Genomic DNA, 24290 nt, shown 5'->3' on the forward strand with positions numbered 1-24290 from the left:
GCGAGAGGAGCCGCACCGTGCAGCGGAAGGCCTACGTACCCGGCGTCGCCGCCCTTCTGGCGGCGTTGCTGGCCGGCTGCACCGGCGGCTCCGGCAACGGCGCCACGGCGGACGACTCCAACCCCGGGCAGCCCGGCGCGGCCACCGAGGCGGCCCAGCCCGGCAAGTACCGCACCCTGCCGGAGCCGTGCGGCGCGGTCGGCCACAAGACGCTCGACTCGCTCCTGCCCGGCATCCAGGAGATGCCGGACGAGCAGCAGCGCGAGAAGGCGTACGCGGGCGAGGCGACGCTCGCGTACGACACCGACCGCAAGGTCGGCTGCCGTTGGAAGGTCGAGTCGGCGGACGCCACCGACCATCTCCTCGTCGACTTCGAGCGGGTGGTGTCGTACGACAACTCCGTGAGCGACGACAGCCAGGCCCAGCAGCTCTTCGCGCGGCAGGTGGACGCGGCCGACCTGCCCGAACCGCTCGTCTCGGGGTCGGCCTCGGCGTCCGGTTCCGCGTCGGATGCCGCGTCCCCCTCCGAGAGCGCGTCGGCCGGTGCGCCCTCCGCCCCGGCCTCCGGTGCCGCGTCGTCCACCGCCCCCTCGTCGAGCCCGTCCTCCGACGCCCCGGCCGCCGAGGTGCAGCCCCGCCTCCTCGACGGTCTGGGCGACGAGGCGTTCGTGGACGACCGGCTGAGCAGCTCCGGTTCGACGGCGAAGCGGCGCACGGTGACTGTGGCGTTCCGCACGTCGAACGTCGTGGTGACCATCGAGTACGCGGAGCAGTCGGCGACGCTCGGAGTGGTGCCGGACAGCGAGGAAATGCAGGACATGGCGCGGAAACTGGCGTCCCAGCTCGCGAATTCGCTCGGCGGCTGACCCCTCCCCGGGCTCCCCGGCGCCCTCGCGCGAAGCGCCCGAAGCGGGGCCGCGCGGTTTTCCCACCGCGTACCGTGGCCCCTCGGACCCGTTCCGACCGCAGGAACCACGAGTGCCATGAGTGAAGGAACCATGCAGCGACGAGCCCAGCGTGATCAGCGAGAGCAGCGAGCGAAGCGACTCACCCGCGTCCTTGTCTGCGCGGCCGCCGTACCCGTGATGCTGGTGGCGGCCGGCTGCTCCTCGGACTCCGGCGACGGCAAGGACAGGGCCGCCGACGAGACCTCCGCTTCCGCGTCCGCGAGCCCCTCACCGACCGTGCAGGCGGCGGCGTTCCGGAAGCTCCCCGAGTCGTGCGCGGTGCTGTCGAAGAAGACGCTGAAGGACCTGGTGCCCAAGGGCGGATCCGGCGACGAGGGCGCCTCCGACGACACGGCCAGGCGCGCCAGTTGCTCCTGGGACAGCCTGGACGACAACGGTGTGAAGGGCTCTCAGTTCCGCTGGCTGAGCGTGTCGATGCTGCGCTTCGAGTCGGACGTGACGCGCGGCGCGGGCGACAAGCTGGCGCGCGACCACTACACGAAGCAGCTGCGGGACACCCAGGCCGTCCAGGGCGCCAAGAGCCTCACGACCACGCCGCTCTCCGGCACGGGCGACGAGGCCGCCGTCGTGCGCTACGACCTGAAGAAGAAGGAAGGCACCTTCAAGCAGCAGACGGTCGTCGCACGCGTCGAGAACGTCGTCGTCACCGTCGACTACAACGGCGCCGGGCTGGCGGGCGACAAGACGCCGGACGCCGACGACCTGGTGAAGGACGCGCAGAAGGCGGCCAAGGAGGCGGTGGCCGCGGTGACGGCCGCCAACGGCGGTGCGGCGGGCGGCGCCACTGGGAGCGGCTCGCCGTCGCCCTCCGGGTCGGAGTCCGGATCGGGGTCCGGACAGAAGCTCGATTCGCCCTCGGAGTCGCCGTCCGAGGCGGCGTCGAAGGCGGCCTGACGCATCTCACCGGCCTCCGGCCACCCGTCCCCCGTACACATGTGCCACTCTATTGCGCGCAACAACAGGCACTGGGAGGGGAGTACGGGTGGCCGCGCCACTACAGCTGACACGGACGCATCGCGTTCTCATCGGCATGGTCGTCTTCGGTGCCGTGATCATCGCCGGGATCGGCTTCGCGGGTTCGTATGCGGCGGTGCGCGAACTGGCCCTGCAGAAGGGCTTCGGGAACTTCAGCTACGTCTTCCCGATAGGCATCGACGCGGGCATCTGCGTACTGCTCGCCCTGGACCTGCTGCTGACCTGGATCCGCATCCCCTTCCCGCTGCTGCGGCAGACGGCCTGGCTGCTGACGGCGGCCACGATCGCGTTCAACGGCGCGGCGGCCTGGCCCGACCCGCTGGGCGTGAGCATGCACGGCGTGATCCCGATCCTCTTCGTGGTCTCCGTCGAGGCCGCCCGGCACGCGACCGGCCGCATAGCCGACATCACCGCCGACAAGCACATGGAGGGCGTCCGGCTCACCCGCTGGCTGCTCTCGCCGCTGCCGACGTTCCTGCTGTGGCGCCGCATGAAGCTGTGGGAGCTGCGCTCCTACGACCAGGTCATCAAGTTGGAGCAGGAGCGGCTGGTGTACCAGGCCAGGCTGCGTTCCCGCTTCGGCCGTGCCTGGCGCCGCAAGGCTCCCGTCGAGTCCTTGATGCCGCTGCGGCTGGCCCGCTACGGCGTCCCGCTCGCGCAGACGGCCCCGGCGGGCCTGGCGGCGGCGGGCATCGAACCGGCGCTGCTGCCGCCCGCCCCGCGGCCGGAAGCGGTCGAGCAGGGCGCGGCGGCGGCCGGTACGGCGCCCTCCCCGCGGCCGGCGGAGCCCGCCGCGGAGCAGCGCCCCCAGCTGCCGGGGAACCGGGAGCCCGAGCCGGTGCGGGAGGAGCCCGCGGTGGAGCAGAACCCGTGGCTGCACGCCCGGGATCCGCAGTCCGTCGAGTACCACGGCGACTACGACCCCGGGTACGACCCGGACGAGTACGAGCGGTGGATCGCGGAGCAGCAGCAGGCCGACGAGTACCGCCAGCAGTTCGAGGAGGTGCCGCCCGTCCAGGAGCCCGCTCCGGAGGACACCGGCAGCTTCCCCATCCCGGTCGGCCCGCGCCGCACCCGGGAACTGGGCGAGGGCGGCGGCGTCCCGGAGCCCGAGGCGCCGGGCGAGGAGGCCTACTACCAGGTCTTCAAGCAGTCGATAAACGACAGCTTCCCGACCCCGCGCGAGTTCGGCGAGAACATCGAGGCGACCTTCGGACTCTCCCTCCCGGACGCCGAGGCCAAGCGCATGGTCGCCCGCCTGTCCAACCGCTTCAACGCGGAGCTGGAGGAGAACCACATCGCGTGAACGCGGACGGTGACCGGCGCCGCCGGGAGGTGCCGGCGGCGCCGCGTCCCGCGGGGCCTACTCCCCGAGCAGGGTCCGTACCCGGTCCTGTCCCACCGCCAGCAGCAGCGTGGGCAGGCGGGGACCCGTGTCGCGGCCGACGAGCAGGTGGTACAGGAGCGCGAAGAAGGTCCGCTGGGCGGTCTTGATCTCCGGCGGCAGCTCCTTGGGCGTCGCGTCGGCCGAGAAGCCGGCCTGCACCTTGGGCACGCCGTAGACGAGGTGGCTGAGCCCGTCCAGGGACCAGTGGCCGGCCAGTCCGTCGAGCAGCAGCCGCAACGACTGCCGATCCGACTCGCCGAGGGACTTCAGCAGCTCGGCGTCGGCCTCCTCGCGCACGATGGTCCGCTGGTCGGCGGGGACATGGGTGTTGATCCACGCCTCGGCCTTGTCGTACCGCGGCCGGGCCTCGTCCAGCGACCGCAGCGGGTCGGCCGGGTCCAGCTCGCTGAGGATCCGCAACGCCTGGTCCTCGTGGCCGGCGGTGATGTCGGCCACGGACGCGAGCGTCCGGTACGGCAGCGGCCTGGGCGTCCGCGGCAGCTCACCGGCGGCCGTGCGCACGGCACGCGAGTGCGCGGCGATGTCGGCGGGCAGCGCCTCGCCCCCGGTCACCTTGGCGTCGAGGCGGTCCCACTCGTCGTACAGCCGCTGGATCTCCTGGTCGAAGGCGATCTTGAACGACTGGTTGGGCCGGCGCCTGGCGTACAGCCAGCGCAGCAGCTGCGGCTCCATGATCCTGAGCGCGTCGGCCGGGGTGGGCACACCGCCCTTGGACGAGGACATCTTGGCCATGCCGCTGATGCCCACGAACGCGTACATCGGACCGATCGGCTGCTTGCCGTCGAAGATGCCGACGATCTGCCCGCCCACCTGGAACGACGACCCCGGCGACGAGTGGTCGACACCGCTGGGCTCGAAGACGACCCCCTCGTAGGCCCAGCGCATCGGCCAGTCGACCTTCCAGACCAGCTTGCCCCGGTTGAACTCGCTCAGCCGGACCGTCTCGGAGAAGCCGCAGCCGGCGCAGGCGTACGTCAGCTCGGTGGAGTCGTCGTCGTAGGCGGTGACCGTCGTCAGGTCCTTCTCGCAGTTGCCGCAGTACGGCTTGTACGGGAAGTACCCGGCGGAGCCCGAGCCGTCGTCCTCGGCCGCCGCGCCGGAGCCCTCGGCGGCCTCCAGCTCGGCCTCGTCGACGGGCTTCTGCGACTTCTTCGCGGGCGCGGGAGCCTTCCTCGTCCGGTACTGGGCGAGGATCGCGTCGATGTCCTGCCGGTGCCTCATGGCGTGCAGAATCTGCTCGCGGTAGACACCGGAGGTGTACTGCGCCGTCTGGCTGATCCCGTCGAACTCGACGCCCAGCTCGGCGAGCGAGGCGACCATCGCGGCCTTGAAGTGCTCGGCCCAGTTCGGGTACGAGGAGCCCTTCGGGGCCGGCACCGAGGTCAGCGGCTTGCCGATGTGCTCGGCCCAGCTCTCGTCCACCCCGGCGACCCCGGCGGGCACCTTGCGGTAGCGGTCGTAGTCGTCCCAGGAGATCAGGTGCCGGACCCGATGGCCCCGGCGGCGCACCTCGTCGGCGACCAGGTGCGGGGTCATGACCTCGCGCAGATTGCCGAGGTGGATGGGGCCGGACGGGGAGAGCCCGGACGCGACGACGACCGGTTTGCCCGGGGCACGACGCTCCGACTCTGCGATGACCTCGTCCGCGAAACGGGAGACCCAGTCGGTGGTCTCTGTGCTCTGAGCCACGATCGGCACGTCCTCTTTCCCTGATTTCCCTGAGAATTGCGCTGAGCAGCCGGCCCGGTCGCACGGCTGGCCACTCCATTCTCCCAGCCCGGCCCGTATCCGCGAAAACCGCTTTTCACCGCGTGGGATACTCGGCTTCTGCAGTACTCCAGGAACCCGAGCAGAACGGCAGCCACTCCATGGCCTCGGTCACGTCCCTCAGCGACTCCGTCCAGCAGCACCTCGCGTCCGCCCTCACGGCCACCCGGCCGGAGGCCGCCGGCGCGGACCCGCTGCTGCGACGAAGCGACCGGGCGGACTACCAGGCCAACGGCATCCTCGCGCTGGCCAAGAAGGCGAAGTCGAACCCCCGGGAGCTGGCGGCCGAGGTCGTCTCGCACCTCGTCACCGGTGAACTGATCAAGGACATCGAGGTCTCCGGACCCGGCTTCCTGAACATCACCGTCGGCGACCGGGCGATCACCGAGAACCTCGCCGCGCGGTACGCGGACGACACCGGCCGCCTCGGCGTCCCGCTCGCCGCGCACCCGGGCACCACGGTGATCGACTACGCCCAGCCGAACGTGGCCAAGGAGATGCACGTCGGCCATCTGCGCTCCGCGGTGATCGGCGACTCCCTCGTCCAACTGCTGGAGTTCACCGGCGAGACGGTCGTGCGCCGCCACCACATCGGCGACTGGGGCACCCAGTTCGGCATGCTCATCCAGTACCTGGACGAGCACCCTCACGAGCTGGACCACCGGGCCGACGAGGTGAGCGGCGAGGAGGCGATGTCCAACCTGGGCCGCCTCTACAAGGCCGCGCGCGGACTCTTCGACTCCGACGAGGAGTTCAAGACGCGGGCCCGGCGCCGGGTGGTCGACCTCCAGGCCGGGGACCCGAAGACGCTCGCGGCATGGCAGAAGTTCGTCGACGAGTCGAAGATCTACTTCTTCTCCGTCTTCGAGAAGCTGGACATGGAGATCCGCGACCCCGACATCGTCGGCGAGTCCGGCTACAACGACATGCTCGCCGAGACCTGCCGCCTGCTGGAGGAGTCCGGCGTCGCGGTCCGCTCCGAGGGCGCGCTGTGCGTCTTCTTCGACAACGTCAGGGGCCCGGACGGCAACCCGGTCCCGCTGATCGTGCAGAAGTCGGACGGCGGCTACGGCTACGCGGCCACCGACCTGTCCGCGATCCGCGACCGCGTCTTCAACCTGAAGGCGAACACGCTCCTGTACGTCGTGGACGCCCGCCAGTCCCTGCACTTCAAGATGGTCTTCGAGACCGCCCGCAGGGCCGGCTGGCTGAACGACGACGTGACGGCGCGCCAGCTCGCCTTCGGTACGGTCCTCGGCAAGGACGGCAAGCCGTTCAAGACCCGGGAGGGCGAGACGGTGCGCCTGGTCGACCTCCTCGACGAGGCGATCGACCGCGCGTCCGCCGTCGTGCGGGAGAAGGCGCGGGACCTCTCCGAGGAGGAGATCGCCGAGCGCGGCACCCAGGTGGGCATCGGCGCGGTGAAGTACGCGGACCTGTCGACATCGGCGAACCGGGACTACAAGTTCGACCTGGACCAGATGGTCTCGCTGAACGGCGACACGTCCGTCTACCTCCAGTACGCCTACGCCCGGATCCGCTCCATCCTGCGCAAGTCCGGCGACGTACGCCCGGTCGCGCACCCCGAGTTGGAGCTGGCCGAGGCCGAGCGGGCGCTGGGCCTGCATGTGGACGCGTTCGCGGAGACGGTGGCGGAGGCGGCGAAGGAGTACGCCCCGCACAAGCTGACGGCGTACCTGTACCAGGTGGCTTCCCTGTACACGTCCTTCTACGACAAGTGCCCGGTCCTGAAGGCCGAGACGCCCGAGCAGGTGGAGAACCGCCTGTTCCTGTGCGACGTCACGGCCCGCACCCTGCACCGGGGCATGTCCCTGCTGGGCATCCGGACGCCCGAGCGGCTCTGAGGCGTCCGCCCTCGGACCCGGCCCGCGGTCCGTCCCCTCCCCCGAGCGGGGACGGACCGCGGCGGGTTCGTACGCCCGCCGGACTAGCTGGGGTTGCCGTTGGCGAACCGCTTGAAGGCGGCCTGGGTTCCCGAGCCGGCAATGCCGTCGATCGCACCGGTGTAGCCCCAGTGCGCCTTGAGCAGCCGCTGGAGAGCCTTCACCGTGTTGGGCCCGACGATGCCGTCGATCGCGTCGTTGTAGCCCCAGTACACCTTGAGGCCGCGCTGGAACGCCTTCCAGCTCTCGGGGCCGAGCGCTCCGTCCCGTGCGCCGGTGTAACCCCAGTGCTGCCGCAGCCAGTCCTGGACCTTCTGGGCCTCGGCGGTGCTCAGGCCGAGGTTGACCACCGCGAGCGTGCCGACATCGGCGCTCGCCACCGCCTTCGTCTCCTGCGCCGGTGCCGCGACGGCGGTACCCGTGGTCGCCAGGCCTCCGGCGGCGATCCCCACGGCGGTGCCGACACTCACGAGTGTCTTGGTCAGAGTGCGCATTCTGTCCCCTCCGATGGTGCTGATGACGATGCCCCCGATGGGCGGTCCGACCGCACCGGCCGGCTCCGCTACGAGACTGCGGCTGCGGCGCGCCGGGACGCCACAGTTGACGCAGAAGTGACGTCATCGCGGGACGACCCCCACACTGACCTGCTGGGATGCCACCGGCCGAGTCCCTGCGGCGGGACGGCCGACGTAGCGGGATGGCCGATTCCACCCCGGTGGGCGGACCGGCTCCCGGTAAGGCTGTTGACCCCTGATGCAGAATGACCGCGGGGGAACACGCCCGAAACAGCCGGCCCGAACGCGAGTGGGGGAAACATGTCGCGTTGGAGAGAGCTGCCCACCGAACTGCATCCACACGTACGCCGGTTGATCGTGGACCTGCGCAGGCTCAAGGACCACGGCGGACTGAGCACGCGGCAACTGGCCGCGAAGACCGGGTACAGCGAGAAGTCCTGGCACCGGTATCTGAACGGCAGGGCACTGCCGCCCCGGGAGGCCGTCGAGGCGATGGCCCGCATCGGGGGCGCCGACCCGACCCGGCTGCTGGCGTTGTACGAGGTCGCCGCGGAGCGGTGGGACAGGCCCTCCGGTGAGGCGCCCGCCGACGCGGACACCGACACCGGGCCCGGCCCGTCGTCCGTTGCGGAACGGGAACCCGGGACCGGACCTGAGCCCGTGCGACGGACCCGCTGGGCACGCGCGAAAAGGCGTGTGCGCCAACGGGGCCCGCGCGTCGCGATCATGGCCGGGACGGTGGCCGCGGTGCTGGCGGTGTCCGCGGCGCTGCTGCTGACCGCACGGTTCACCGGCACGTCGGGCGAGGGCGACCGCGCCGCCGACTCGACGGCCCCGCTGGCCCCGGCCGCCGAGTCCTCGACCTGGCCGACGGGCCCGTACGCCTGCCGCCCGGAGCGGACCGGAGGCCTCTGGTACGCGGGGTACAGCCGCACCCGCGACGCCATCGTGGCCTACGGCCACGGCGGTCCCGAGGTGGTCGAGGCGCAGTGTCTGCTGCGGCGTGCGGGCATTCCGCCCGGCGACATCGACGGGATCTACGGTCCGCGCACGCAGCGCGCGGTCATCCGCTTCCAGGAGCAGGCCGAACTGGTCGCGGACGGCATCGTCGGCCCGCACACCTGGAAGGCCTTGCGGGGATGAGACCGGAGCACCCCCGACTCGTCGTCGTCCTCCGTGAGTTGAGGTCCCGCACGGGGCTGAGCCTGGCGGCGCTGGCGGCCCGGACGGCGTACAGCAAGTCGTCGTGGGAGCGGTATCTCAACGGCAAGGCCCTGCCGCCGAAGGAGGCGGTGCGGGACCTGTGCCGGCTGGCCGGTGAACGGGACGAGCGGTGCCTGGCGCTGTGGGAGATCGCGGAGTCGGAGTGGAGCGGGCGCGCGGCGACGGCATCCGCGTCCGCACCGGCCCCGGCGCCCGGGGCGGTCTCCTCCGGCGCGGACGTGGACGTGGGTGCCGGGAGCGTCCCCGAGGCCTCTCCACCGTCCGGAACGGCGTCCTCCAAGGCCGCGTTGTCCAAGGCTTCTCCGCCTTCCAGGGTCCCTCCGTCCCCCGAGGCCGCGCGGTCGGCCGGGACCCCGGCGCCGGGGCGTGGTGCCGTGCTCGCGGCCGTGCTCGCGGCGGTGTGCACCGTGGGGGCGGGCGGCGTCGCGGCGGCGCTGCTCCTGCTGCCGGACCGGCACGGCTCCCCTCCCCCTGGCCGCTCCGCCGCCACGCTCCCGCACACCGAGCCCTCCGCCGGCGCCCTGTGCCACCGGGCCGGCTGCGAGGGCCTGGACCCGATGCACATGGTCTGCGGCAACGCGCCCTCCACCCTCGCCCGGCACCGCACCACCACGGGGGCCGAGGTGGAACTGCGCTACAGCGAGCAGTGCGGCGCCGGTTGGGCCCGGATGTGGCACACGGACATCGGCGACCGGCTGGAGCTGACGGCGGACGGCCCCACTTACGACACGCGGGTCGCGGACGAGATCGACGAAGAGATCTACGTCTACACCGTCATGACCGCGGCCGGCCCCGGCACCGTCCTCCGGGCGTGCTTCCGCCCCGCGGCCGAAGGCGAACAGGAGTGCGTCGACGCCCGGGTGGACGAGGCGGCCACCACGTCCCGCACGCTGTCGCCCCAGCAGCCCGCGCCGGGCACTGGCACCCGTACCTCCCCCGGCCGCTACCGCAGCCCCGCCCCCAGCCTCCGCAGCCCCTCCGCGATCTCGTCCGGCGTCTGGGTGACGAAGCACAGCCGCAGCGTGGCGCGGTCGGGCTCACCGGCGTAGAAGGGCGCCCCGGGCACGTACGCCACGTCGTGCCGGACGATGTCGGGAAGGAGGGCGGTGGTGTCGTACGAGCCGGGCAGGCGGACCCACAGGAACATGCCGCCCTCGGGGCGGGTCCACGTCGAACCCGCCGGGAGCGCGTCCGCCAGGCCCGCGAGCATGGCGTCCCGCCGGGCACCGTAGACCGCGGCGACCCGCGCGACGTGCGCGTCCAGGTCCCGGTCGGCCAGGTACCGGGCGGCGGCGAGCTGGTTGACGGTCGGGGTGTGCAGGTCGGCGGCCTGCTTGGCGACCGCGCAGGCGCGGCGCAGTTCGGCGGGGCCCCGCAGCCAGCCCAGGCGCAGGCCGGGAGCCATGACCTTGGAGAAGGAGCCCAGCAGTACGGTGCGGTCGCGGGCGCCGTCGTAGGAGGCGAGCCACGGCACCCGCTCGCCCTCGAAGCGCAGCTCCCCGTACGGGTCGTCCTCGACGATCCACAGCCCGCACCGGCCGGCGGCCTCGGCCACCGCGGCGCGGCGGGCGGCGGGCATGGTGCGGCCGGTGGGGTTCTGGAAGGTGGGCACGGTGTAGAGCAGCTTGGGGCGCTCGCGCACCACCAGTTCCTCAAGGGCCGCGGGGTCGATCCCGTCCTCGTCCCCGGGCACGGCGACGACCCGGGCGCCCGCGAGGCCGAAGGCCTGGAGCGCGGCCAGGTAGCAGGGGCTCTCGACGAGGACGGTGTCGCCGGGTTCGAGCAGGGCGGTGGCGAGGAGCGAGAGGGCCTGCTGGGAGCCGGTGGTGACGAGGAAGTCGTCGGGGTCGCAGGCCAGCCCGCGTGCCGAGGTGCGGACGGCGAGCGCGGACCGCAGGGCGGGTTCGCCCTCGGTGGTGGAGTACTGCAGGGCCCGCGCGGGCGCCTCGGCGAGTACGTCCCGGTACGCGGCGGCGATGCCCTCGGCGTCGAACAGCTCGGGGGCCGGCAGCCCGCCCGCGAAGTTGATCACCTCGGGGCGGGCGGTGACGGCGAGGATGTCCCGTACCGGCGAACCGCCGATCGACCGGGCACGCGCGGCGAGCGGGGGCAAAGGGGCGGTGTCGGCGGACGCGGTCTCAGTCACGGTCATGTGCGCAGCCTAGGGAAGTACCTGCCGCGTACAGGCGGGTTTCCGGGATGCGGGCAGCGCGTCGACCGGCTCCCGGTCCTACCGTTCGTTCTCGACCAGCTCCCAGGCGTCGCTGCCGAGCGGGTACGCGTAGTAGGAGTCGTCCCGGGAGGCGCTGGTGCGGAACGGCTTGCCGTGGTCGTCGACGCGCGTCGTGCCGCTCCGGCCGCCGCTGGACCACTCCAGCTCCAGGTACCAGCTGACGTCGTGGCCACTGGTGTGCGCGTTGACGTAGAAGACCTCGGGGTCGGACTCGCTGACGCTGTACGGGAAGTCCCGCTGTCCCCCGATCGGCGTCGCCGTGGGGGTGCCCAGGTCGAGCGAGAACGTCGAAGGCCTTGGTGTCCACCTGGCCGCCGCAGCCGTTGCCCATCACGTACTGGTTCCAGTCCAGCGCGGGACCGCTGCTCACCACCCGCACGTGCAGGTCCTTCAGGACCACCGTCTCCGGCCCGGTGCCCTGCACGGTGAGGACGGCCGTCTGGCGGTTGGCGGAGACCGCCCGGAGAGGAGTGGCCCAGCCGACGGCGTCCTGCCGGGCGGGCGGCTCGGGCACGTTCCGCGGGCTGCGGTCGACCAGGAAGGCGTGGTCGCAGGGGAGGTCCCAGTAGTACGGGGTGGTCGACACGGTGAGCACGGGTCCGGCGGCGGGTGCCTCGCGGGTCGGCGTGGCGGTGCCCGGCCCCGGCGGGGAGGGGGAGGGGGAGAGGGACACGGGCGGCGACGAGGAGAGGGACGGTGACGGGGAGACGCCGCCGCTCGGGGACGCCGGGGCGCCGGCCGTGCCGGACACCGGCGCGGAGGTCTGCGCGACGGCACCGGCCGGACCGTGCCGGCCGTCGTCGCCCGTACCCGACACGAGGTTGGCCACGAGCGCCACGGCGGCACTGACGGCGACGACACCGGTCACGGCGTAGAGCGCGGCGCGCGGGACGCGACGGCGGGGCGGGGCGGGTTGGCTGGTGGCGGATGAGGTGCCCGGGGTGCCCGGGGTGCCCGGGACGGGCGTCGCGGGCGGTGCGTGCGGCGTGCCTTCCGCCGCGGCAGGAGCGGCGGCCTCCCCCTGCTCCTTCTCCCCGGCCCCCTCCTTCTTCAGGCCGCGCAGCGCGTCCGCGCGGATCCAGCGGCGGTGGAGTTCGAGCAGTTCCTCCGGCGTCGCCCGGCACACGCGGGCGAGGCGTTCGACGGAGGCGAACTCGACCGGAACCACCTCTCCGCTGACGTACCGGTGCAAGGTCGAGCCGCTCATGTGCAGCCGTTTGCCGAGTGCCCCGTAGCTGAGTCCGGACCGCTCCTTCAGCTCCCGCAGCAGTCCGGCGAAGTCGTCCCCCGCCACCGTTCCTCCCTCTCCTCGCGTCCCCGCACACCATCCCAGAGGAACTCTGTTCCCGCAGCTCAGAGCGTTCCTGGCGTCCCATCGTCCCGCATGTTCCCCCGTCGCCGGCGGCCGGGACGGACACGACCGCAAGCTGTGGTCATCCAAGCAGCCGCTCCCGGTGAACGGTCGAGCGGCTCACCCCGCTCCCACATCCGAAGGGGAACTTCCATGTCCGCACGCACCACCCGTGCCCGCCTGCTCGCCGCCACCACGATCGCGCTGGCCGCGCTGTCGCTGACGGCCTGCGAGGGCGACGGGTCCGACACGGGCGCCTCGACGGCGTCCTCCACCGCCTCGGCCGCCGAGAACAGCCCGCCGTCGGCCGACCGGGGCACGGCGGGCGACGCGAAGGGCGACGGCGAGGAAGGAACCACGGGTTCGAACGGTTCCGCAGGCAACGACAACGCGTCGGCCTCCGGCGCGGGAGCCGGGGACGGGTCCGACGCGGACCTGCCCGGCAAGTGCTCCGCGTCCGACGTGCGGATCACCGCGGCCGACGCGCCCCGCCCGATCAACCACCTGCTGCTGACCGCCACCAACACCGGCTCGAAGACGTGCGCGCTGCCGCCGTACCCGGCGGCGCGGTTCGGCGAGGCCCAGTCGGTGCCGCCGGTCGCGGAGAGCAGCAGGCCGCAGGCGCTGACGACGCTGGCCCCCGGCGAGTCCGGCTACGCGGGCGTGCGCCTGTCGTCCGGCGACGGCAGCGGCGAGAACGGCTACCGGACGAGCGCCCTCACGATCCCCTTCGAGGACGGCTCCATCGCCAAGGTCACCCTGCCCGCCGGCGGTGTGTACGTCGACACCGCGCTGACGGTCACCTACTGGCAGACCAGCGCGGCGAACGCGCTCGAATACTGAAGGAGGGGTCCGCGGACACGCGGCCCCTGCGTGCGGGGCCGGCCCAGGTCGCTCAGCGCAGCGTGCGGGCGACCTCGGTCGCCCAGTACGTCAGGATGTTGCGCGCGCCGGCCCGCTTGATCCCGGTGAGCGTCTCCAGGATGGCCCGGTCGCGGTCGATCCAGCCCTTCTCGGCGGCGGCCTCGATCATCGAGTACTCGCCGGAGATCTGGTAGGCGGCGACGGGCACGTCCGAGGCCTCGGCGACCTTGGCGAGAATGTCGAGGTAGGGGCCGGCCGGCTTGACCATCACCATGTCGGCGCCCTCCTCAAGGTCCAGCGCCAACTCCCGCAGCGACTCCCGCGCGTTGGGGGCGTCCTGCTGATAGGTCTTGCGGTCCCCCTTGAGCGAGGAACCGACGGCCTCGCGGAAGGGCCCGTAGAAGGCGGAGGCGTACTTGGCGGTGTACGCGAGGATCGCGACATCCTCCCGCCCGATCTGGTCGAGCGCGTCCCGGACGACGCCGATCTGCCCGTCCATCATCCCGCTGGGGCCGACCACATGGGCGCCCGCGTCGGCCTGGACCTGCGCCATCTCGGCGTACCGCTCCAGCGTGGCGTCGTTGTCGACCCGCCCCTGGGCGTCGAGCACACCGCAGTGCCCGTGGTCGGTGAACTCGTCGAGGCAAAGGTCGGACATGACGAGCAGCTCGTCCCCGACCTCGGCGCGTACGTCCCGCAGCGCGACCTGCAAGATCCCGTCCGGATCGGTACCGGCCGTCCCGGCCGCGTCCTTCTTCTCCTCCTCCGGCACGCCGAACAGCATGATGCCGGAGATCCCGGCCTCGACCGCCTCGGCAGCGGCCTTCTTCAGCGTGTCCCGGGTGTGCTGGACGACGCCGGGCATCGCCGCGATCGACACCGGCTCGCGCACGCCCTCGCGCACGAAGGCGGGGAGGATGAAGTCGGCGGGGTGCAGCCGGGTCTCGGCGACCATCCGACGCATCACGGGGGTGGTCCGCAGCCGCCGCGGCCGGGTGCCGGGAAAGGATCCGTACGTCGTCATACCACTACGCTACGCCCGCCTCAGCGCCGCCTTTGCCGACGTGGAGTCGGCCCGCGCGGCACCGGCGCCCCGGTGACGGAGCGCGTCCCGGCCTGGCGCGCCCCGTCATGCGAGGGCCTCTCAGCGGACCCAGACCTCCCAGACCGGGGCGTTCCAGCGGCACTGGAACTCCCGGTACAGGCCCTCGTCGAGGAGGGCCTTCCCCTCGACCTGGCACACGTGGTGGTCCGTGAACCCACCGACCCGGTTGAACCCGTCGGGGTCGGCGGCGGACGCCGATCCCGCGGTCAGCGGAATGGCCACGGCCGCGGCGCCTGCGACGACGACGGCGGTGACACGGGAACGCCAGGACTTCATCTACGTCTCCTTATGGACTGCGGTGGGAACTCGATGGACAGCAAACCATCAACTGCCTTGCTTCGTAGGCAAGTTGGCCAATGCTTCACGCTCCGTGTCCGAAGCCCGGCGTCGGGCCGCGGGTCGTGCCGTTCAGCTGAAGGGGACGGCGTCGGTCGGGGCGGTGTGCCAGTTGGTGACGACCGGCTTGTCGACGGTGATGGTGTCGACCTTGAGGGAGACCGGGTCGGGATCTTCGTCACCGACACTGAGGATGATGAAGTCCAGTTCCTTGCCACCGTCGGTGTTGGTGGTCTTCGGGTTCACTCCGGCATACGCGACCTTGCTGCCACTCAGCTCGATCTCGTCGCCCACCGACTGCTCCGCGGGACCCGCCTGAGTGCCGTCGGAACCGAAGGACACGGTCGGAAGCGCGGCGGGCAGGGTGCAGGTGATCCCCGACTTCGCCCTGGCCATGACCAGGACGTAGCCGCCGGCCTGGCTCTCGGACCTGGAACTCCAGGAGATGTCGTTGGCGCCGCAGACCTGCCCGACCGGCGCCCGCCCGCCGTCCCCCGTGTCGGCGCCGGAGCCGTCCGCCTCCCCGGAGTCCTCACCCGGGCCGGCATCCTCGCCGCCGCTCTGGTCGTCGCCCGCGGCCGACGGAGCGGAGGCCGCGGGCGACGGGGAGTCCGCGGCGTCCACGTCCCCGTCCTCGCACGCGGTCATCAGCAGCGCGCCGCTCACCACGGCTGCGGAGACGAGTAAGGCCTTGCGACGGTTGCTGAACATGAAAGCCCCTCAGTGCAAAGGTAGTTGGTGCCGCGGAGCCCCGCGGCGGCTTCTTGATCACTATGACGGGCCCCGGAGCCGGAGGGTCACCGGCGTCGCGACTCCAGGACCACGCCGTCACCAACCGGTGACATGGCCACGAAGACCGTCGCCGTCCTAGGGCGCGGGCGGCGGCCAGGGCACGTCCGCCAGCAACGGGAGCAGCGCCTCCTCCTCGTGGTCGAGGTGTGCGCCGAGCCGGGAGGACATCTCCGTCAGTTCGGCGCGGAAGCGCTCCGGATCGGCGACGGCGATACCGGCCGGCAGGGCCGCCAGCTCCTCCTGGATGCGGGCGATCGTGCGGTGTTCGTCGCCGAGCCGGTCGAAGACGTTGGTCAGGTGGGGGTGGTGGCGGGCGATCCCGGGGAACAGGTGCCCGTCCTCACTCATGTGATGGAACTCCAGCGCCTGGCAGAACGCGAGGCAGCGCTGCCGGATCTGGAGCCCGAGACCCGGCGGCGTACCGGCGCCCCCGACCGCGAAGTGGGCCTCGGTCCCTCCCACCCCTCGGGCTCGGCCCGCTCCAGCACCACGACCGGCAGCGGCCTGCCGGCCCGCGCCTGGTAGTCGGCGTAACCGGGCGCCGCCCGCACGACGTGCGCGAACAGCTCCTCGCGCCGAGCCCCTTCGGCGGGGACGGCCAGCGCCCGGAAGCTCGACGTACCCACCTCCACCCGGACGACGGGATGGGCGAGCAGGTTGTGATACCAGCCGGGGTGACGCGGCGCCCCGAGGTTGGACCCGACGACGAGAAGGGAGTCCCCGTGGCGGACATGGCCGAGCGGGGTGGTCCGCGAGGCTCCCGTCCGGGCGCCGGTGGTGGTCAGCAGGAGCAGGTCCCCGCCTTCGAAGGGACCGCCGACCTTCCCTCCGTTGGCGCGGAACTCGTCGATGACGGACTGATGGAAAGACGTGGGCATACGGTTCTGTGTCTCCATGACGGCAGACCTGCGGCAGGCGCCGCGGTGCCGGAAAAGGTGAGGCGAGGGGAAGGACGACGTGCGGACGCGCTACGTCGTGTCAGGGCGCGGAGTGGGAACTCATCACGTACCCCTTGGGTGCAGGGCGCTCGCCCGATCGCCGGCCGGCCCACTGCTCTTTGACCGGCGCCACGCGGCACCGCCCTCATTACACGCACCCGCCCACGGGGCTGTCAACGCCCGCCGTCTTCCCGCCCCCTGCCCCCTGCCCCCGGGCGACCAGTCGAGCGGAGCCGAAGCGTTCACGGGCGGTACGCGCCCACCAGCAGGCTGTCGGCCGAGCGGGGACCCCGGCCGCCGGGCAGTACGTCGACGGTGATCCGGGTGAAACCCGCCTCGTCGAGCAGCTTGGTCCACACCTGTTCCCGAAGCACCCACCGGCGCATCGTGGCCGCTTCCCCGTCCGGCGTTCTCGCCGGGATGTCGGCGTGCCGTGCGTCGGGCCGCGCGGGCTCGCCGTCGAGGTAGTGGCCGAGGGTGGAGAACACCAGCCGTCCACCGGCCCGCAGCGCGGCGTACGCCGTCGGCAGGAGTTCGCGGGGCTCGGTGAAGTCCACCGCCCCGAACACGCTGTACAGCACGTCGTACGTCCCGCGCCCCGCACGGAGATGGCTCACCGCGACGACTTGGGCCGGCCGGTGACGGGTGGTCAGGTGCGCGGCATGCCGAGCGGCCCCGGCACCGAGATCACCGACACGGAGCCCGCTCAGGTCACCCAGGACACCGGCGCCCGGCCCGCCGTCCTGGTCCCGGCTCCAGCCAAAGCCGCCGGGCACGGACCGGTCGGTGGCGTGGCGCGCGCGGCCGTAGTGATGCCAGAGGTCTGCGGGGGAGGTGGTCACCCGCGCCATCCTGACGAGCACGGTGGGGCCACGGGCCTGTTCGGCCGGATCTCACCCGATCGCCTCGGGGCCCGGACCGACGGCTGCCGAGTCCCCGGCACCGTGGGCAACCGTCACGGGACGAGCCCCAGCTCCGCCCACACGGTCTTCGACGGCGCCGGCCCGCACCGCACACCCCACCGGTCCGCCAACTCCTCGACGAGCAGCAGCCCGTATCCCGACTCCGCGGGCCGGTCGGGGGTGGTCCGGGGGCCGGTCGGCAGCCGGTCGCCTCGGGTGTCGGTCAGCTCGATGCGGAGGGTGGCCGGCGGGAGCACGGAAAGGGCGAGGCGGAAGCTCCGGCCGGGGACACGGCCGTGGAGCGCGGCGTTCGCCGCCAGCTCGGCCACGATCAGCCTGGCCGGGTCCAACGGCAGACCCCACGCCTCCAGTTGCTCGACCGCGAGCAGCCGGGCCAGCCGGGCGCCACGGCGCGTGGCCGACAGGGGCACGGAGAACTGGTGCAGCGGAACGCGGTGGGTGGAGATTCCCTGATTCATGTGACCCAGCGTGTTCATGCGTGCCTACGCTGTGAAGACGGTCAGCCCGTGCGGGCACCGGCTGTCCGCCTCCCGCACGGTTCCGTCCGGGTTGCCCGGGGTGACCGGTCAAGGACACCGGAGGTTTGCCGGAAAGGAGAGGACTGCGGACATGAACGAGTGGGAAGCGGGCCCGGACGACGAGGAGGCCGGGGCGGTGATGCGGGCCGTCGTACGGCAGTTGAAGCTGTGGCGCGAGTCGGCCGGCCTCACCCAGGCGGAGTTCGGAGCGGCCATCGGCTACGGAGAGGAACTGGTCTCCTCGGTGGAACGGGGCCGCCGGATCCCCCGCCCCGAGTACCTGGACGCGGCCGACGAGGCATTGAACGCGGGCGGGAGGATCGCGGCGATGAAGGGGGACGTGGCGGAGGCCCGGTACCCGAAGAAGGTCCGCGACGTGAAGCGCCTGGAGGCGGAAGCCGTCGAGATCTGCTCCTACAACAACTCCGTGATCGACGGGCTGTTGCAGACCGAGACATATGCGCGGGCCGTGTTCAGCTCACGTCGGCCGCAGTTCACGGAGGAGGAGCTGGAACGGCGGGTGGCCGCTCGGCTGGCCCGCCAGGAAATCCTCTGCGCGCCAACAGGGCGCCCGCTCCTCAGCTTTGTGCTGTGCGAGGCGACGCTGCGTCGCATGATCGGGGGCAATATGGTGATGCGTGATCAGATCGAACGGTTGTTGGAAGTGGCCCGGCTGCGAAACGTCGATCTCCAAGTGCTGCCACTGAGCCGGGAAGAGAACTCCGGTCTCGGCGGACCCTTCCGACTGCTCAAGCTCAAGGATGGGATGGCGGTGGGTCTGAACGAAGTGCAGCTGACCAACCGCGTGATCATCGAGCCGAAAGAGACCACGGTCCTCGACATGCGCTATGGGATCATCCGCGCGCAGGCTCTCACGCCCCGAGAGTCGCTGGCCTTCATCGAGACAGTGCTGGGAGAGTCATGACCCTCAAGCCCTCTGCCGGAGCCGATGGCACCCCGGAGTGGATAAAGAGCAGTTACAGCTCGGACGACGGTCCTTCTTGCGTCGAGGTCGCCAACACTCTGGCGGCCGTCCTCGTCCGCGACTCCAAGAACCCGTCCGGCCCCCGCCTCACCCTCGCCCCCGCCACCTGGGCGGCGTTCGTCGAAACGACCGCGGGGCGCCCCGCACAGGGCGCCCCGTCTCACCTCACGTAGAAGACCGCCGCCTGCGCGACCCCGGTCGCCGTTCGCTCGGCCGGGTCACCGGGTCCCCGGCCTCGATGGCCGCCGCGCGGCGGCGCAGGCCGAAGTCGGCGAGGGCCTCCGCCAGCCTCAGTGCGGACGGTTCGGGGGCCATGACGTCGACGCGCAGGCCGTGTTCCTCGGCCGTCTTGGCCGTCGCCGGGCCGATGCACGCGATCACCGTGACGTTGTGCGGCTTGCCCGCGATGCCGACCAGGTTGCGGACCGTGGACGACGACGTGAAGAGCACCGCGTCGAAGCCGCCGCCCTTGATGGCCTCCCGGGTCGTGGCCGGGGGCGGCGAGGCGCGCACCGTGCGGTAGGCGGTGACGTTGTCGACCTCCCAGCCCAGCTCGATCAGACCGGCGACCAGGGTCTCCGTGGCGATGTCGGCACGGGGCAGGAAGACCCGGTCGATCGGGTCGAAGACCGGGTCGTAGGGGGGCCAGTCCTCCAGCAGACCGGCGGCGGACTGCTCACCGCTCGGCACCAGGTCCGGCTTCACACCGAAGGCGATCAGGGCCTTGGCCGTCTGCTCGCCCACCGCGGCGACCTTGATGCCCGCGAAGGCACGGGCGTCGAGACCGTACTCCTCGAACTTCTCCCGGACCGCCTTGACCGCGTTGACCGACGTGAACGCGATCCACTCGTAGCGGCCGGTCACCAGGCCCTTGACCGCCCGCTCCATCTGCTGGGGCGTGCGCGGCGGCTCGACCGCGATGGTCGGCACCTCGCTCGGCACGGCCCCGTACGACCGCAGTTGGTCGGAGAGCGACGCCGCCTGCTCCTTCGTACGCGGCACGAGGACCTTCCAGCCGAACAGCGGTTTGGACTCGAACCACGACAGCTGGTCGCGCCGGGCGGAGGCGGAACGCTCGCCGACCACGGCTATCACCGGACGGTCGCCGTCCGGGGACGGCAGCACCTTCGCCTGCTTCAGGGTCTGCGCGACCGTGCCGAGCGTCGCCTCCCAGGTGCGCTGCCGCGTCGTCGTACCGGCGATCGTGACCGTCATCGGGGTGTCCGGCTTGCGGCCCGCCGACACCAGCTCACCGGCGGCCGCGGCCACCGAGTCCAGCGTCGTCGACACGACGACCGTCCCGTCGGAGGCGCCCACCTCGGTCCAGCAGCGGTTCGACGCCGTACGGGCGTCCACGAACCGCACATCGGCGCCCTCGGCGTCCCGCAGCGGTACACCGGCGTACGCGGGCACGCCCACGGCGTTCGCGATACCGGGGACGACCTCGAAGGGCACCCCGGCCGCGGCGCACGCCAGCATCTCCCCGGCGGCGTACGCGTCGAGCCCGGGATCCCCGGTCACCGCACGCACGACCCGCCTGCCGCCCCGCGCGGCCTCCATGACAAGATGTGCGGCATCCCGCACAGCGGGGACGCCCACGGTTGTTGACGCACCGTCAACAACCGTCAGCTGGGGCGCGCCTGTGCCCGGATCCGACGGATCGGCATCCGTGTGCACTTCCGACACGCCCTGCCGCGCATGCGTGCGTACGACGTCGAGCACCTCGTGCTCGGCGACGAGAACGTCCGCGTGCGCCAGCGCCTCCACGGCGCGCAGAGTCAGCAGTCCCGGATCTCCGGGTCCGGCACCCAGGAAGGTGACGTGCCCGTGTTCCGGACCGGCGGGAAAGGTGGTGGGGCTCAATGTGCTCGCTCCCCCATCAGACCGGCCGCGCCCTGGGCGAGCATCTCGGTGGCGAGTTCGCGACCGAGTGCCAGCGCCGCCTCGTGCGTCTCGGGCACGGGACCGGTGGTGGACAGCTGCACCAGCGTCGAGCCGTCGGTCGTGCCGACGACGCCGCGCAGGCGCATTTCCTTGACAGTCTGCCCGTCGGCCAGAAGGTCGGCCAGCGCGCCCACAGGTGCGCTGCAACCGGCCTCCAGGGCGGCGAGCAGTGACCGCTCGGCCGTTGTGGCGACCCGCGTGAACGGGTCGTCGAGTTCGGCGAGCGCGGCGGTCAGTTCCGCGTTGTCCGCGGGACATTCGACCGCCAGTGCCCCCTGGCCGGGGGCCGGCAAAACCGTGTCGACCGACAGGAAGTCGGTCACCTCGTCGATGCGACCGACCCGGTTGAGTCCGGCGGCGGCCAGCACGACGGCGTCCAGCTCACCGCCGCGGACGTATCCGATGCGCGTGTCGACGTTGCCCCGGATCGGGACCGTCTCGATCTCCAGCCCGTGGGTGCGGGCGTACGCGTTGAGCTGCGCCATGCGACGCGGCGCGCCCGTGCCGACGCGCGCCCCGCGGGGCAGGTCGGTGAACTTGCGCGCGTCCCGGGCGACGAGCACGTCCCGCGGGTCCTCGCGCACCGGCACGGCGGCCACCACCAGTGCCTCGTGCCGCGCGGTGGGGAGGTCCTTGAGCGAGTGAACCGCGAAGTCCACCTCCCCCCGCAGCAGCGCGTCGCGCAGCGCGGCCACGAACACGCCCGTGCCGCCGATCTGCGCCAGATGCTCTCGCGACGTGTCGCCGTACGTGGTGATCTCGACCAGCTCAACGGGCCGACCGGTCACCTGGCTCACGGCGTCCGCCACCTGGCCGGACTGGGCCATGGCGAGCTTGCTCCGCCTGGTCCCCAGCCTCAGTGCCTTCTCAGTCATGCCGGCCCTCGGTTCTTCTCAGTGCTGTTCCCGGCGCGGGAGACGGAGGCCACCGTCTCCTGGTCGAGGTCGAACAGGGTGCGCAGCGCGTCCGCGTACCCGGCACCGCCGGGTTCCGCGGCGAGCTGCTTGACCCGCACCGTCGGCGCGTGCAGCAGCTTGTCGACCACACGCTTGACGGTCTGGGTGATCTCGGCGCGGTGCTTGTCGTCGAGGCCGGGCAGCCGCCCCTCAAGCCGGGCGATCTCGCCGGCCACGACATCGGCGGCCTTGCTGCGCAGCGCGACGACGGTGGGCGTGATGTGCGCGGCCCGCTGGGCGGCGCCGAACGCGGCGACCTCGTCGGCGACGATCCGGCGGACGGTCTCGACGTCGGAGGCCATGGGCGCGTCGGCCGACGCGTCGGCGAGCGACTCGATGTCCACCAGCCGCACTCCGGCCAGCCGGTGCACCGCGGTGTCGATGTCGCGCGGCATGGCGAGGTCGAGGAGGAAGAGCACGGGCTGCGGGCGCGGCACCTCGGCGACCGGCTCGGGCCGGCGGCGCTCGGGGATCCGGCCGGCGCTCACGGCGGTCGCGGCGAGCGCGCCGATCAGCTCGGCGTCCGCCTCGGCGCCCGGCCGCCCGCTCTCGCGCGCGCGGTCCACGGCCGTGCCGCCCGCCGCCCAGGCCCCGTGCTGCTCCAGCGTCGCCGCGTCCATGCCCGCCACGGCGGCCTCTCCCATGACGGAGAAGCCGGAGGGCACCGAGGACAGGTCCAGGGGGCAGTTCTCGTCGCCGCCGGTGCCCGGCGCGGACGTCTCGGCGCTCCGCGTCGTGTCCGGTACGCCGGTGCCGCGGCCCTCGGCGGTACCCGCCCCGCCGGTCTCGGCGACGGGGGCGCCGGTACGGCCCTGGACCGTCGCCGCCACGGCGTCGGCCGTGAGGACGAGACCGGTCGCACCGGTGCAGGAGACGGCCACGTCGGCACGTGTCAGCTCGTCCGGCACCGAGTCCATCGGTACCGCGCGGGCCAGCACGTCCGTGTCGTCGCCCTCGGAAAGGATCTGCGCGAGGCGCTCGGCGCGCTCGAAGGTGCGGTTGGCGACCACGATCTCGCAGACACCGGACCGCGCCAGCGTGGCGGCGGCCAGCGAGGACATCGAACCGGCGCCGATGACCAGGGCCCTCTTGCCCCGCGCCCACTTCTGGACGCCGGCTCTCGCGGACAGCTGTTCCAGTCCGAAGGTGACCAGGGACTGCCCGGCGCGGTCGATGCCGGTCTCGGAGTGGGCCCGCTTGCCGACCCGCAGCGCCTGCTGGAACAGGTCGTTGAGCAGCCGCCCGGCGGTGTGCAGGTCCTGCGCCCTGGCCAGGGAGTCCTTCATCTGGCCGAGGATCTGCCCCTCGCCCACCACCATCGAATCGAGCCCGCACGCCACCGAGAACAGGTGGTGGACGGCCCGGTCCTCGTAGTGCACGTAGAGATGGGGGGTGAGTTCCTCCAGGCCGACCCCGCTGTGCTGGGCGAGCAGCGTGGACAGCTCGGCGACACCGGCGTGGAACTTGTCCACGTCGGCGTACAGCTCGATGCGGTTGCAGGTGGCCAGCACCGCGGCCTCGGCGGCCGGTTCGGCGGCGACCGTGTCCTGGAGCAGCTTGAGCTGGGCCTCCGCGCTCAGCGAGGCGCGCTCAAGGACGCTGACGGGGGCGCTGCGGTGGCTCAGCCCGACGACGAGAAGGGTCATGCCGGCATCACGGCGGGTACGTCCCCCTCCGGTCCCTTGTCGGTGGGGTGCTGCTTGCGGGCGGCGGGCGGCGCGACCCCCTCGGCCGCGGCCTCCTCGCCGGCCTTGCGCTGCTCGTGGAAGGCGAGGATCTGCAGCTCGATGGAGAGGTCGACCTTGCGCACGTCGACGCCCTCGGGGACGTTCAGCACGGTCGGCGCGAAGTTCAGGATGGAGGTGACACCGGCGGCCACGAGCCGGTCGCAGACCTGCTGGGCGGCGCCGGCGGGGGTCGCGATCACGCCGATGGAGACGCCGTCGTCCTGGATGATCTTCTCCAGCTCGTCGGTGTGCTGCACCGGGATGCCGGCGACGGGCTTTCCGGCCATCCCCGGATCGGCGTCGATGAGCGCGGCGACCCGGAATCCGCGGGAGGCGAAGCCGCCGTAGTTGGCGAGCGCGGCACCGAGGTTGCCGATTCCCACGATCACAACCGGCCAGTCCTGGGTGAGGCCGAGTTCGCGGGAGATCTGGTAGACGAGATACTCGACGTTGTAGCCGACGCCCCGGGTGCCGTAGGAGCCGAGGTAGGAGAAGTCCTTGCGCAGCTTCGCGGAGTTGACTCCCGCCGCGGCCGCCAGCTCCTCGGAGGAGACCGTGGGCACCGAGCGCTCGGAGAGCGCGGTGAGGGCGCGGAGGTACAGCGGAAGCCTGGCGACGGTGGCCTCGGGAATCCCTCGGCTGCGGGTCGCCGGTCGATGTGTTCGGCCAGTTGCCACGGTGCTCCTGCGGGTAGAGCGGGGCTGTAGGCGGTCATACGTCCCTACATGACCGCCCCGTCGAATGCAGGCTATGTCTTTGTGAACGCGTGCACAAAGATGGTGTCCGATTTGCCCGGCCAACGTGACCGGGGTCACGCGCCCCCGGCGCACGGGTCGGGAACCGGCGCATACGCACGC

Annotated in this window: 21 protein-coding genes and 2 pseudogenes; 9 read left to right on the plus strand and 14 right to left on the minus strand. The window is 72.2% G+C overall.

The window, feature by feature from the left end; genetic code table 11:
• The first annotated feature begins 17 nt into the window (after nt 1-17).
• From AC4IHM_RS13955 to AC4IHM_RS13965, 3 genes are all read left to right on the plus strand, one after another.
• On the plus strand, nt 18-866 hold the full coding sequence (locus AC4IHM_RS13955; RefSeq protein WP_490867366.1) for a DUF3558 domain-containing protein: 849 nt from the start codon (nt 18-20) through the stop codon (nt 864-866).
• A 117-nt stretch (nt 867-983) separates the two neighbouring features.
• Complete coding sequence (locus AC4IHM_RS13960; protein ID WP_490867367.1) at nt 984-1862, plus strand: DUF3558 family protein; 879 nt, start codon at nt 984-986, stop codon at nt 1860-1862.
• Nucleotides 1863-1950: 88 nt separating this feature from the next.
• On the plus strand, nt 1951-3249 hold the full coding sequence (locus AC4IHM_RS13965; protein ID WP_490867368.1) for a DUF2637 domain-containing protein: 1299 nt from the start codon (nt 1951-1953) through the stop codon (nt 3247-3249).
• A gap of 57 nt (nt 3250-3306) precedes the next feature.
• Here the strand turns inward: AC4IHM_RS13965 and lysS are convergent, their stop codons facing one another.
• Nucleotides 3307-5049, minus strand: a complete 1743-nt coding sequence (gene lysS, locus AC4IHM_RS13970; protein ID WP_490867369.1) for a lysine--tRNA ligase — start codon at nt 5047-5049, stop codon at nt 3307-3309.
• Between the two features lie 170 nt (nt 5050-5219).
• Between lysS and argS the strand changes: the two genes are divergently transcribed.
• A complete protein-coding gene (gene argS / locus AC4IHM_RS13975; RefSeq protein WP_490867370.1) occupies nt 5220-6983 on the plus strand; it encodes an arginine--tRNA ligase in 1764 nt (587 codons plus the stop codon).
• Nucleotides 6984-7066: 83 nt separating this feature from the next.
• Here argS and AC4IHM_RS13980 read toward each other — a convergent pair whose 3' ends face one another.
• Entirely contained in the window at nt 7067-7516 is a 450-nt protein-coding gene (locus tag AC4IHM_RS13980; RefSeq protein ID WP_490867371.1) for a peptidoglycan-binding domain-containing protein, read from the minus strand.
• A 321-nt stretch (nt 7517-7837) separates the two neighbouring features.
• Between AC4IHM_RS13980 and AC4IHM_RS13985 the strand changes: the two genes are divergently transcribed.
• Both AC4IHM_RS13985 and AC4IHM_RS13990 read left to right on the plus strand, forming a co-directional pair.
• Nucleotides 7838-8680: a peptidoglycan-binding protein gene (locus AC4IHM_RS13985; RefSeq protein WP_490867372.1), complete on the plus strand. Its 843-nt coding sequence runs from the start codon at nt 7838-7840 to the stop codon at nt 8678-8680.
• A complete protein-coding gene (locus AC4IHM_RS13990) occupies nt 8677-9810 on the plus strand; it encodes a helix-turn-helix domain-containing protein (RefSeq protein ID WP_490867373.1) in 1134 nt (377 codons plus the stop codon). The genes AC4IHM_RS13985 and AC4IHM_RS13990 overlap by 4 nt, the downstream gene beginning before the upstream one ends.
• Here the strand turns inward: AC4IHM_RS13990 and AC4IHM_RS13995 are convergent.
• Nucleotides 9705-10913, minus strand: a complete 1209-nt coding sequence (locus AC4IHM_RS13995; RefSeq protein ID WP_490867374.1) for an aminotransferase-like domain-containing protein — start codon at nt 10911-10913, stop codon at nt 9705-9707. The genes AC4IHM_RS13990 and AC4IHM_RS13995 overlap by 106 nt on opposite strands.
• Before the next feature lie 78 nt (nt 10914-10991).
• Nucleotides 10992-12288, minus strand: a pseudogene (locus AC4IHM_RS14000) (helix-turn-helix domain-containing protein).
• 210 nt (nt 12289-12498) lie between these two features.
• Between AC4IHM_RS14000 and AC4IHM_RS14005 the strand changes: the two are divergent.
• Complete coding sequence (locus AC4IHM_RS14005) at nt 12499-13188, plus strand: DUF4232 domain-containing protein (protein WP_490867375.1); 690 nt, start codon at nt 12499-12501, stop codon at nt 13186-13188.
• A 52-nt stretch (nt 13189-13240) separates the two neighbouring features.
• Here the strand turns inward: AC4IHM_RS14005 and hemB are convergent, their stop codons facing one another.
• From hemB to AC4IHM_RS14035, 6 genes and pseudogenes are all read right to left on the minus strand, one after another.
• Nucleotides 13241-14233 carry a porphobilinogen synthase gene (hemB, locus tag AC4IHM_RS14010; RefSeq protein ID WP_490867376.1) on the minus strand — a complete coding sequence of 331 codons (993 nt, stop codon included), beginning with the start codon at nt 14231-14233 and terminating at the stop codon, nt 13241-13243.
• Nucleotides 14234-14353: 120 nt separating this feature from the next.
• The gene (locus AC4IHM_RS14015) at nt 14354-14590 is read right to left on the minus strand and encodes a hypothetical protein (protein WP_490867377.1); all 237 of its coding nucleotides are present in this window, start codon (nt 14588-14590) and stop codon (nt 14354-14356) included.
• 132 nt (nt 14591-14722) lie between these two features.
• The gene (locus AC4IHM_RS14020) at nt 14723-15361 is read right to left on the minus strand and encodes a DUF4232 domain-containing protein (RefSeq protein ID WP_490867378.1); all 639 of its coding nucleotides are present in this window, start codon (nt 15359-15361) and stop codon (nt 14723-14725) included.
• Nucleotides 15362-15517: 156 nt separating this feature from the next.
• Nucleotides 15518-16320, minus strand: a pseudogene (locus tag AC4IHM_RS14025) (nitroreductase/quinone reductase family protein).
• A gap of 302 nt (nt 16321-16622) precedes the next feature.
• Nucleotides 16623-17231 carry a class I SAM-dependent methyltransferase gene (locus tag AC4IHM_RS14030; RefSeq protein WP_490867379.1) on the minus strand — a complete coding sequence of 203 codons (609 nt, stop codon included), beginning with the start codon at nt 17229-17231 and terminating at the stop codon, nt 16623-16625.
• A 104-nt stretch (nt 17232-17335) separates the two neighbouring features.
• Nucleotides 17336-17761, minus strand: a complete 426-nt coding sequence (locus AC4IHM_RS14035) for an ATP-binding protein (protein WP_490867380.1) — start codon at nt 17759-17761, stop codon at nt 17336-17338.
• Nucleotides 17762-17912: 151 nt separating this feature from the next.
• On the opposite strand from AC4IHM_RS14035, the gene AC4IHM_RS14040 reads away from it, so the two are divergent.
• The gene (locus AC4IHM_RS14040; protein ID WP_490867381.1) at nt 17913-18746 is read left to right on the plus strand and encodes a helix-turn-helix domain-containing protein; all 834 of its coding nucleotides are present in this window, start codon (nt 17913-17915) and stop codon (nt 18744-18746) included.
• Nucleotides 18743-18979, plus strand: coding sequence for a DUF397 domain-containing protein (locus tag AC4IHM_RS14045; RefSeq protein WP_490867382.1), 237 nt, complete (start codon nt 18743-18745; stop codon nt 18977-18979). Before AC4IHM_RS14040 ends, AC4IHM_RS14045 begins: the two co-directional genes overlap by 4 nt.
• On the opposite strand, the gene AC4IHM_RS14050 is transcribed toward AC4IHM_RS14045, so the two are convergent.
• Genes AC4IHM_RS14050 through AC4IHM_RS14065 form a run of 4 tightly spaced genes read right to left on the minus strand, consistent with a single transcriptional unit; the run spans nt 18972 to nt 24110 of the window.
• On the minus strand, nt 18972-20669 hold the full coding sequence (locus AC4IHM_RS14050) for a bifunctional uroporphyrinogen-III C-methyltransferase/uroporphyrinogen-III synthase (RefSeq protein WP_490867383.1): 1698 nt from the start codon (nt 20667-20669) through the stop codon (nt 18972-18974). The two genes, AC4IHM_RS14045 and AC4IHM_RS14050, sit on opposite strands and share 8 nt — an antisense overlap.
• Entirely contained in the window at nt 20666-21625 is a 960-nt protein-coding gene (gene hemC, locus AC4IHM_RS14055) for a hydroxymethylbilane synthase (protein WP_490867384.1), read from the minus strand. Before hemC ends, AC4IHM_RS14050 begins: the two co-directional genes overlap by 4 nt.
• Nucleotides 21622-23352 carry a glutamyl-tRNA reductase gene (locus tag AC4IHM_RS14060; protein ID WP_490867385.1) on the minus strand — a complete coding sequence of 577 codons (1731 nt, stop codon included), beginning with the start codon at nt 23350-23352 and terminating at the stop codon, nt 21622-21624. The genes hemC and AC4IHM_RS14060 overlap by 4 nt, the downstream gene beginning before the upstream one ends.
• Entirely contained in the window at nt 23349-24110 is a 762-nt protein-coding gene (locus AC4IHM_RS14065; protein ID WP_490867386.1) for a redox-sensing transcriptional repressor Rex, read from the minus strand. Before AC4IHM_RS14065 ends, AC4IHM_RS14060 begins: the two co-directional genes overlap by 4 nt.
• Nucleotides 24111-24290 lie beyond the last annotated feature (180 nt).

The organism is Streptomyces sp. SL06 (assembly GCF_058244745.1).

Excerpts from the sequence above, each read along its gene's own strand:
- AC4IHM_RS14030 (WP_490867379.1), bottom strand. The coding sequence starts at position 17,231 with ATGGCGCGGGTGACCACCTCCCCCGCAGACCTCTGGCATCACTACGGC.
- AC4IHM_RS14005 (WP_490867375.1), top strand. The coding sequence starts at position 12,499 with ATGTCCGCACGCACCACCCGTGCCCGCCTGCTCGCCGCCACCACGATC.
- AC4IHM_RS14035 (WP_490867380.1), bottom strand. The coding sequence starts at position 17,761 with ATGAATCAGGGAATCTCCACCCACCGCGTTCCGCTGCACCAGTTCTCC.
- AC4IHM_RS14040 (WP_490867381.1), top strand. The coding sequence starts at position 17,913 with ATGAACGAGTGGGAAGCGGGCCCGGACGACGAGGAGGCCGGGGCGGTG.
- AC4IHM_RS13960 (WP_490867367.1), top strand. The coding sequence starts at position 984 with ATGAGTGAAGGAACCATGCAGCGACGAGCCCAGCGTGATCAGCGAGAG.
- AC4IHM_RS14015 (WP_490867377.1), bottom strand. The coding sequence starts at position 14,590 with ATGAAGTCCTGGCGTTCCCGTGTCACCGCCGTCGTCGTCGCAGGCGCC.
- hemB (WP_490867376.1), bottom strand. The coding sequence starts at position 14,233 with ATGACGACGTACGGATCCTTTCCCGGCACCCGGCCGCGGCGGCTGCGG.
- AC4IHM_RS13995 (WP_490867374.1), bottom strand. The coding sequence starts at position 10,913 with ATGACCGTGACTGAGACCGCGTCCGCCGACACCGCCCCTTTGCCCCCG.
- AC4IHM_RS13980 (WP_490867371.1), bottom strand. The coding sequence starts at position 7,516 with ATGCGCACTCTGACCAAGACACTCGTGAGTGTCGGCACCGCCGTGGGG.
- hemC (WP_490867384.1), bottom strand. The coding sequence starts at position 21,625 with ATGACTGAGAAGGCACTGAGGCTGGGGACCAGGCGGAGCAAGCTCGCC.
- AC4IHM_RS13985 (WP_490867372.1), top strand. The coding sequence starts at position 7,838 with ATGTCGCGTTGGAGAGAGCTGCCCACCGAACTGCATCCACACGTACGC.
- AC4IHM_RS14045 (WP_490867382.1), top strand. The coding sequence starts at position 18,743 with ATGACCCTCAAGCCCTCTGCCGGAGCCGATGGCACCCCGGAGTGGATA.
- AC4IHM_RS14060 (WP_490867385.1), bottom strand. The coding sequence starts at position 23,352 with ATGACCCTTCTCGTCGTCGGGCTGAGCCACCGCAGCGCCCCCGTCAGC.
- AC4IHM_RS13990 (WP_490867373.1), top strand. The coding sequence starts at position 8,677 with ATGAGACCGGAGCACCCCCGACTCGTCGTCGTCCTCCGTGAGTTGAGG.
- argS (WP_490867370.1), top strand. The coding sequence starts at position 5,220 with ATGGCCTCGGTCACGTCCCTCAGCGACTCCGTCCAGCAGCACCTCGCG.
- AC4IHM_RS14020 (WP_490867378.1), bottom strand. The coding sequence starts at position 15,361 with ATGTTCAGCAACCGTCGCAAGGCCTTACTCGTCTCCGCAGCCGTGGTG.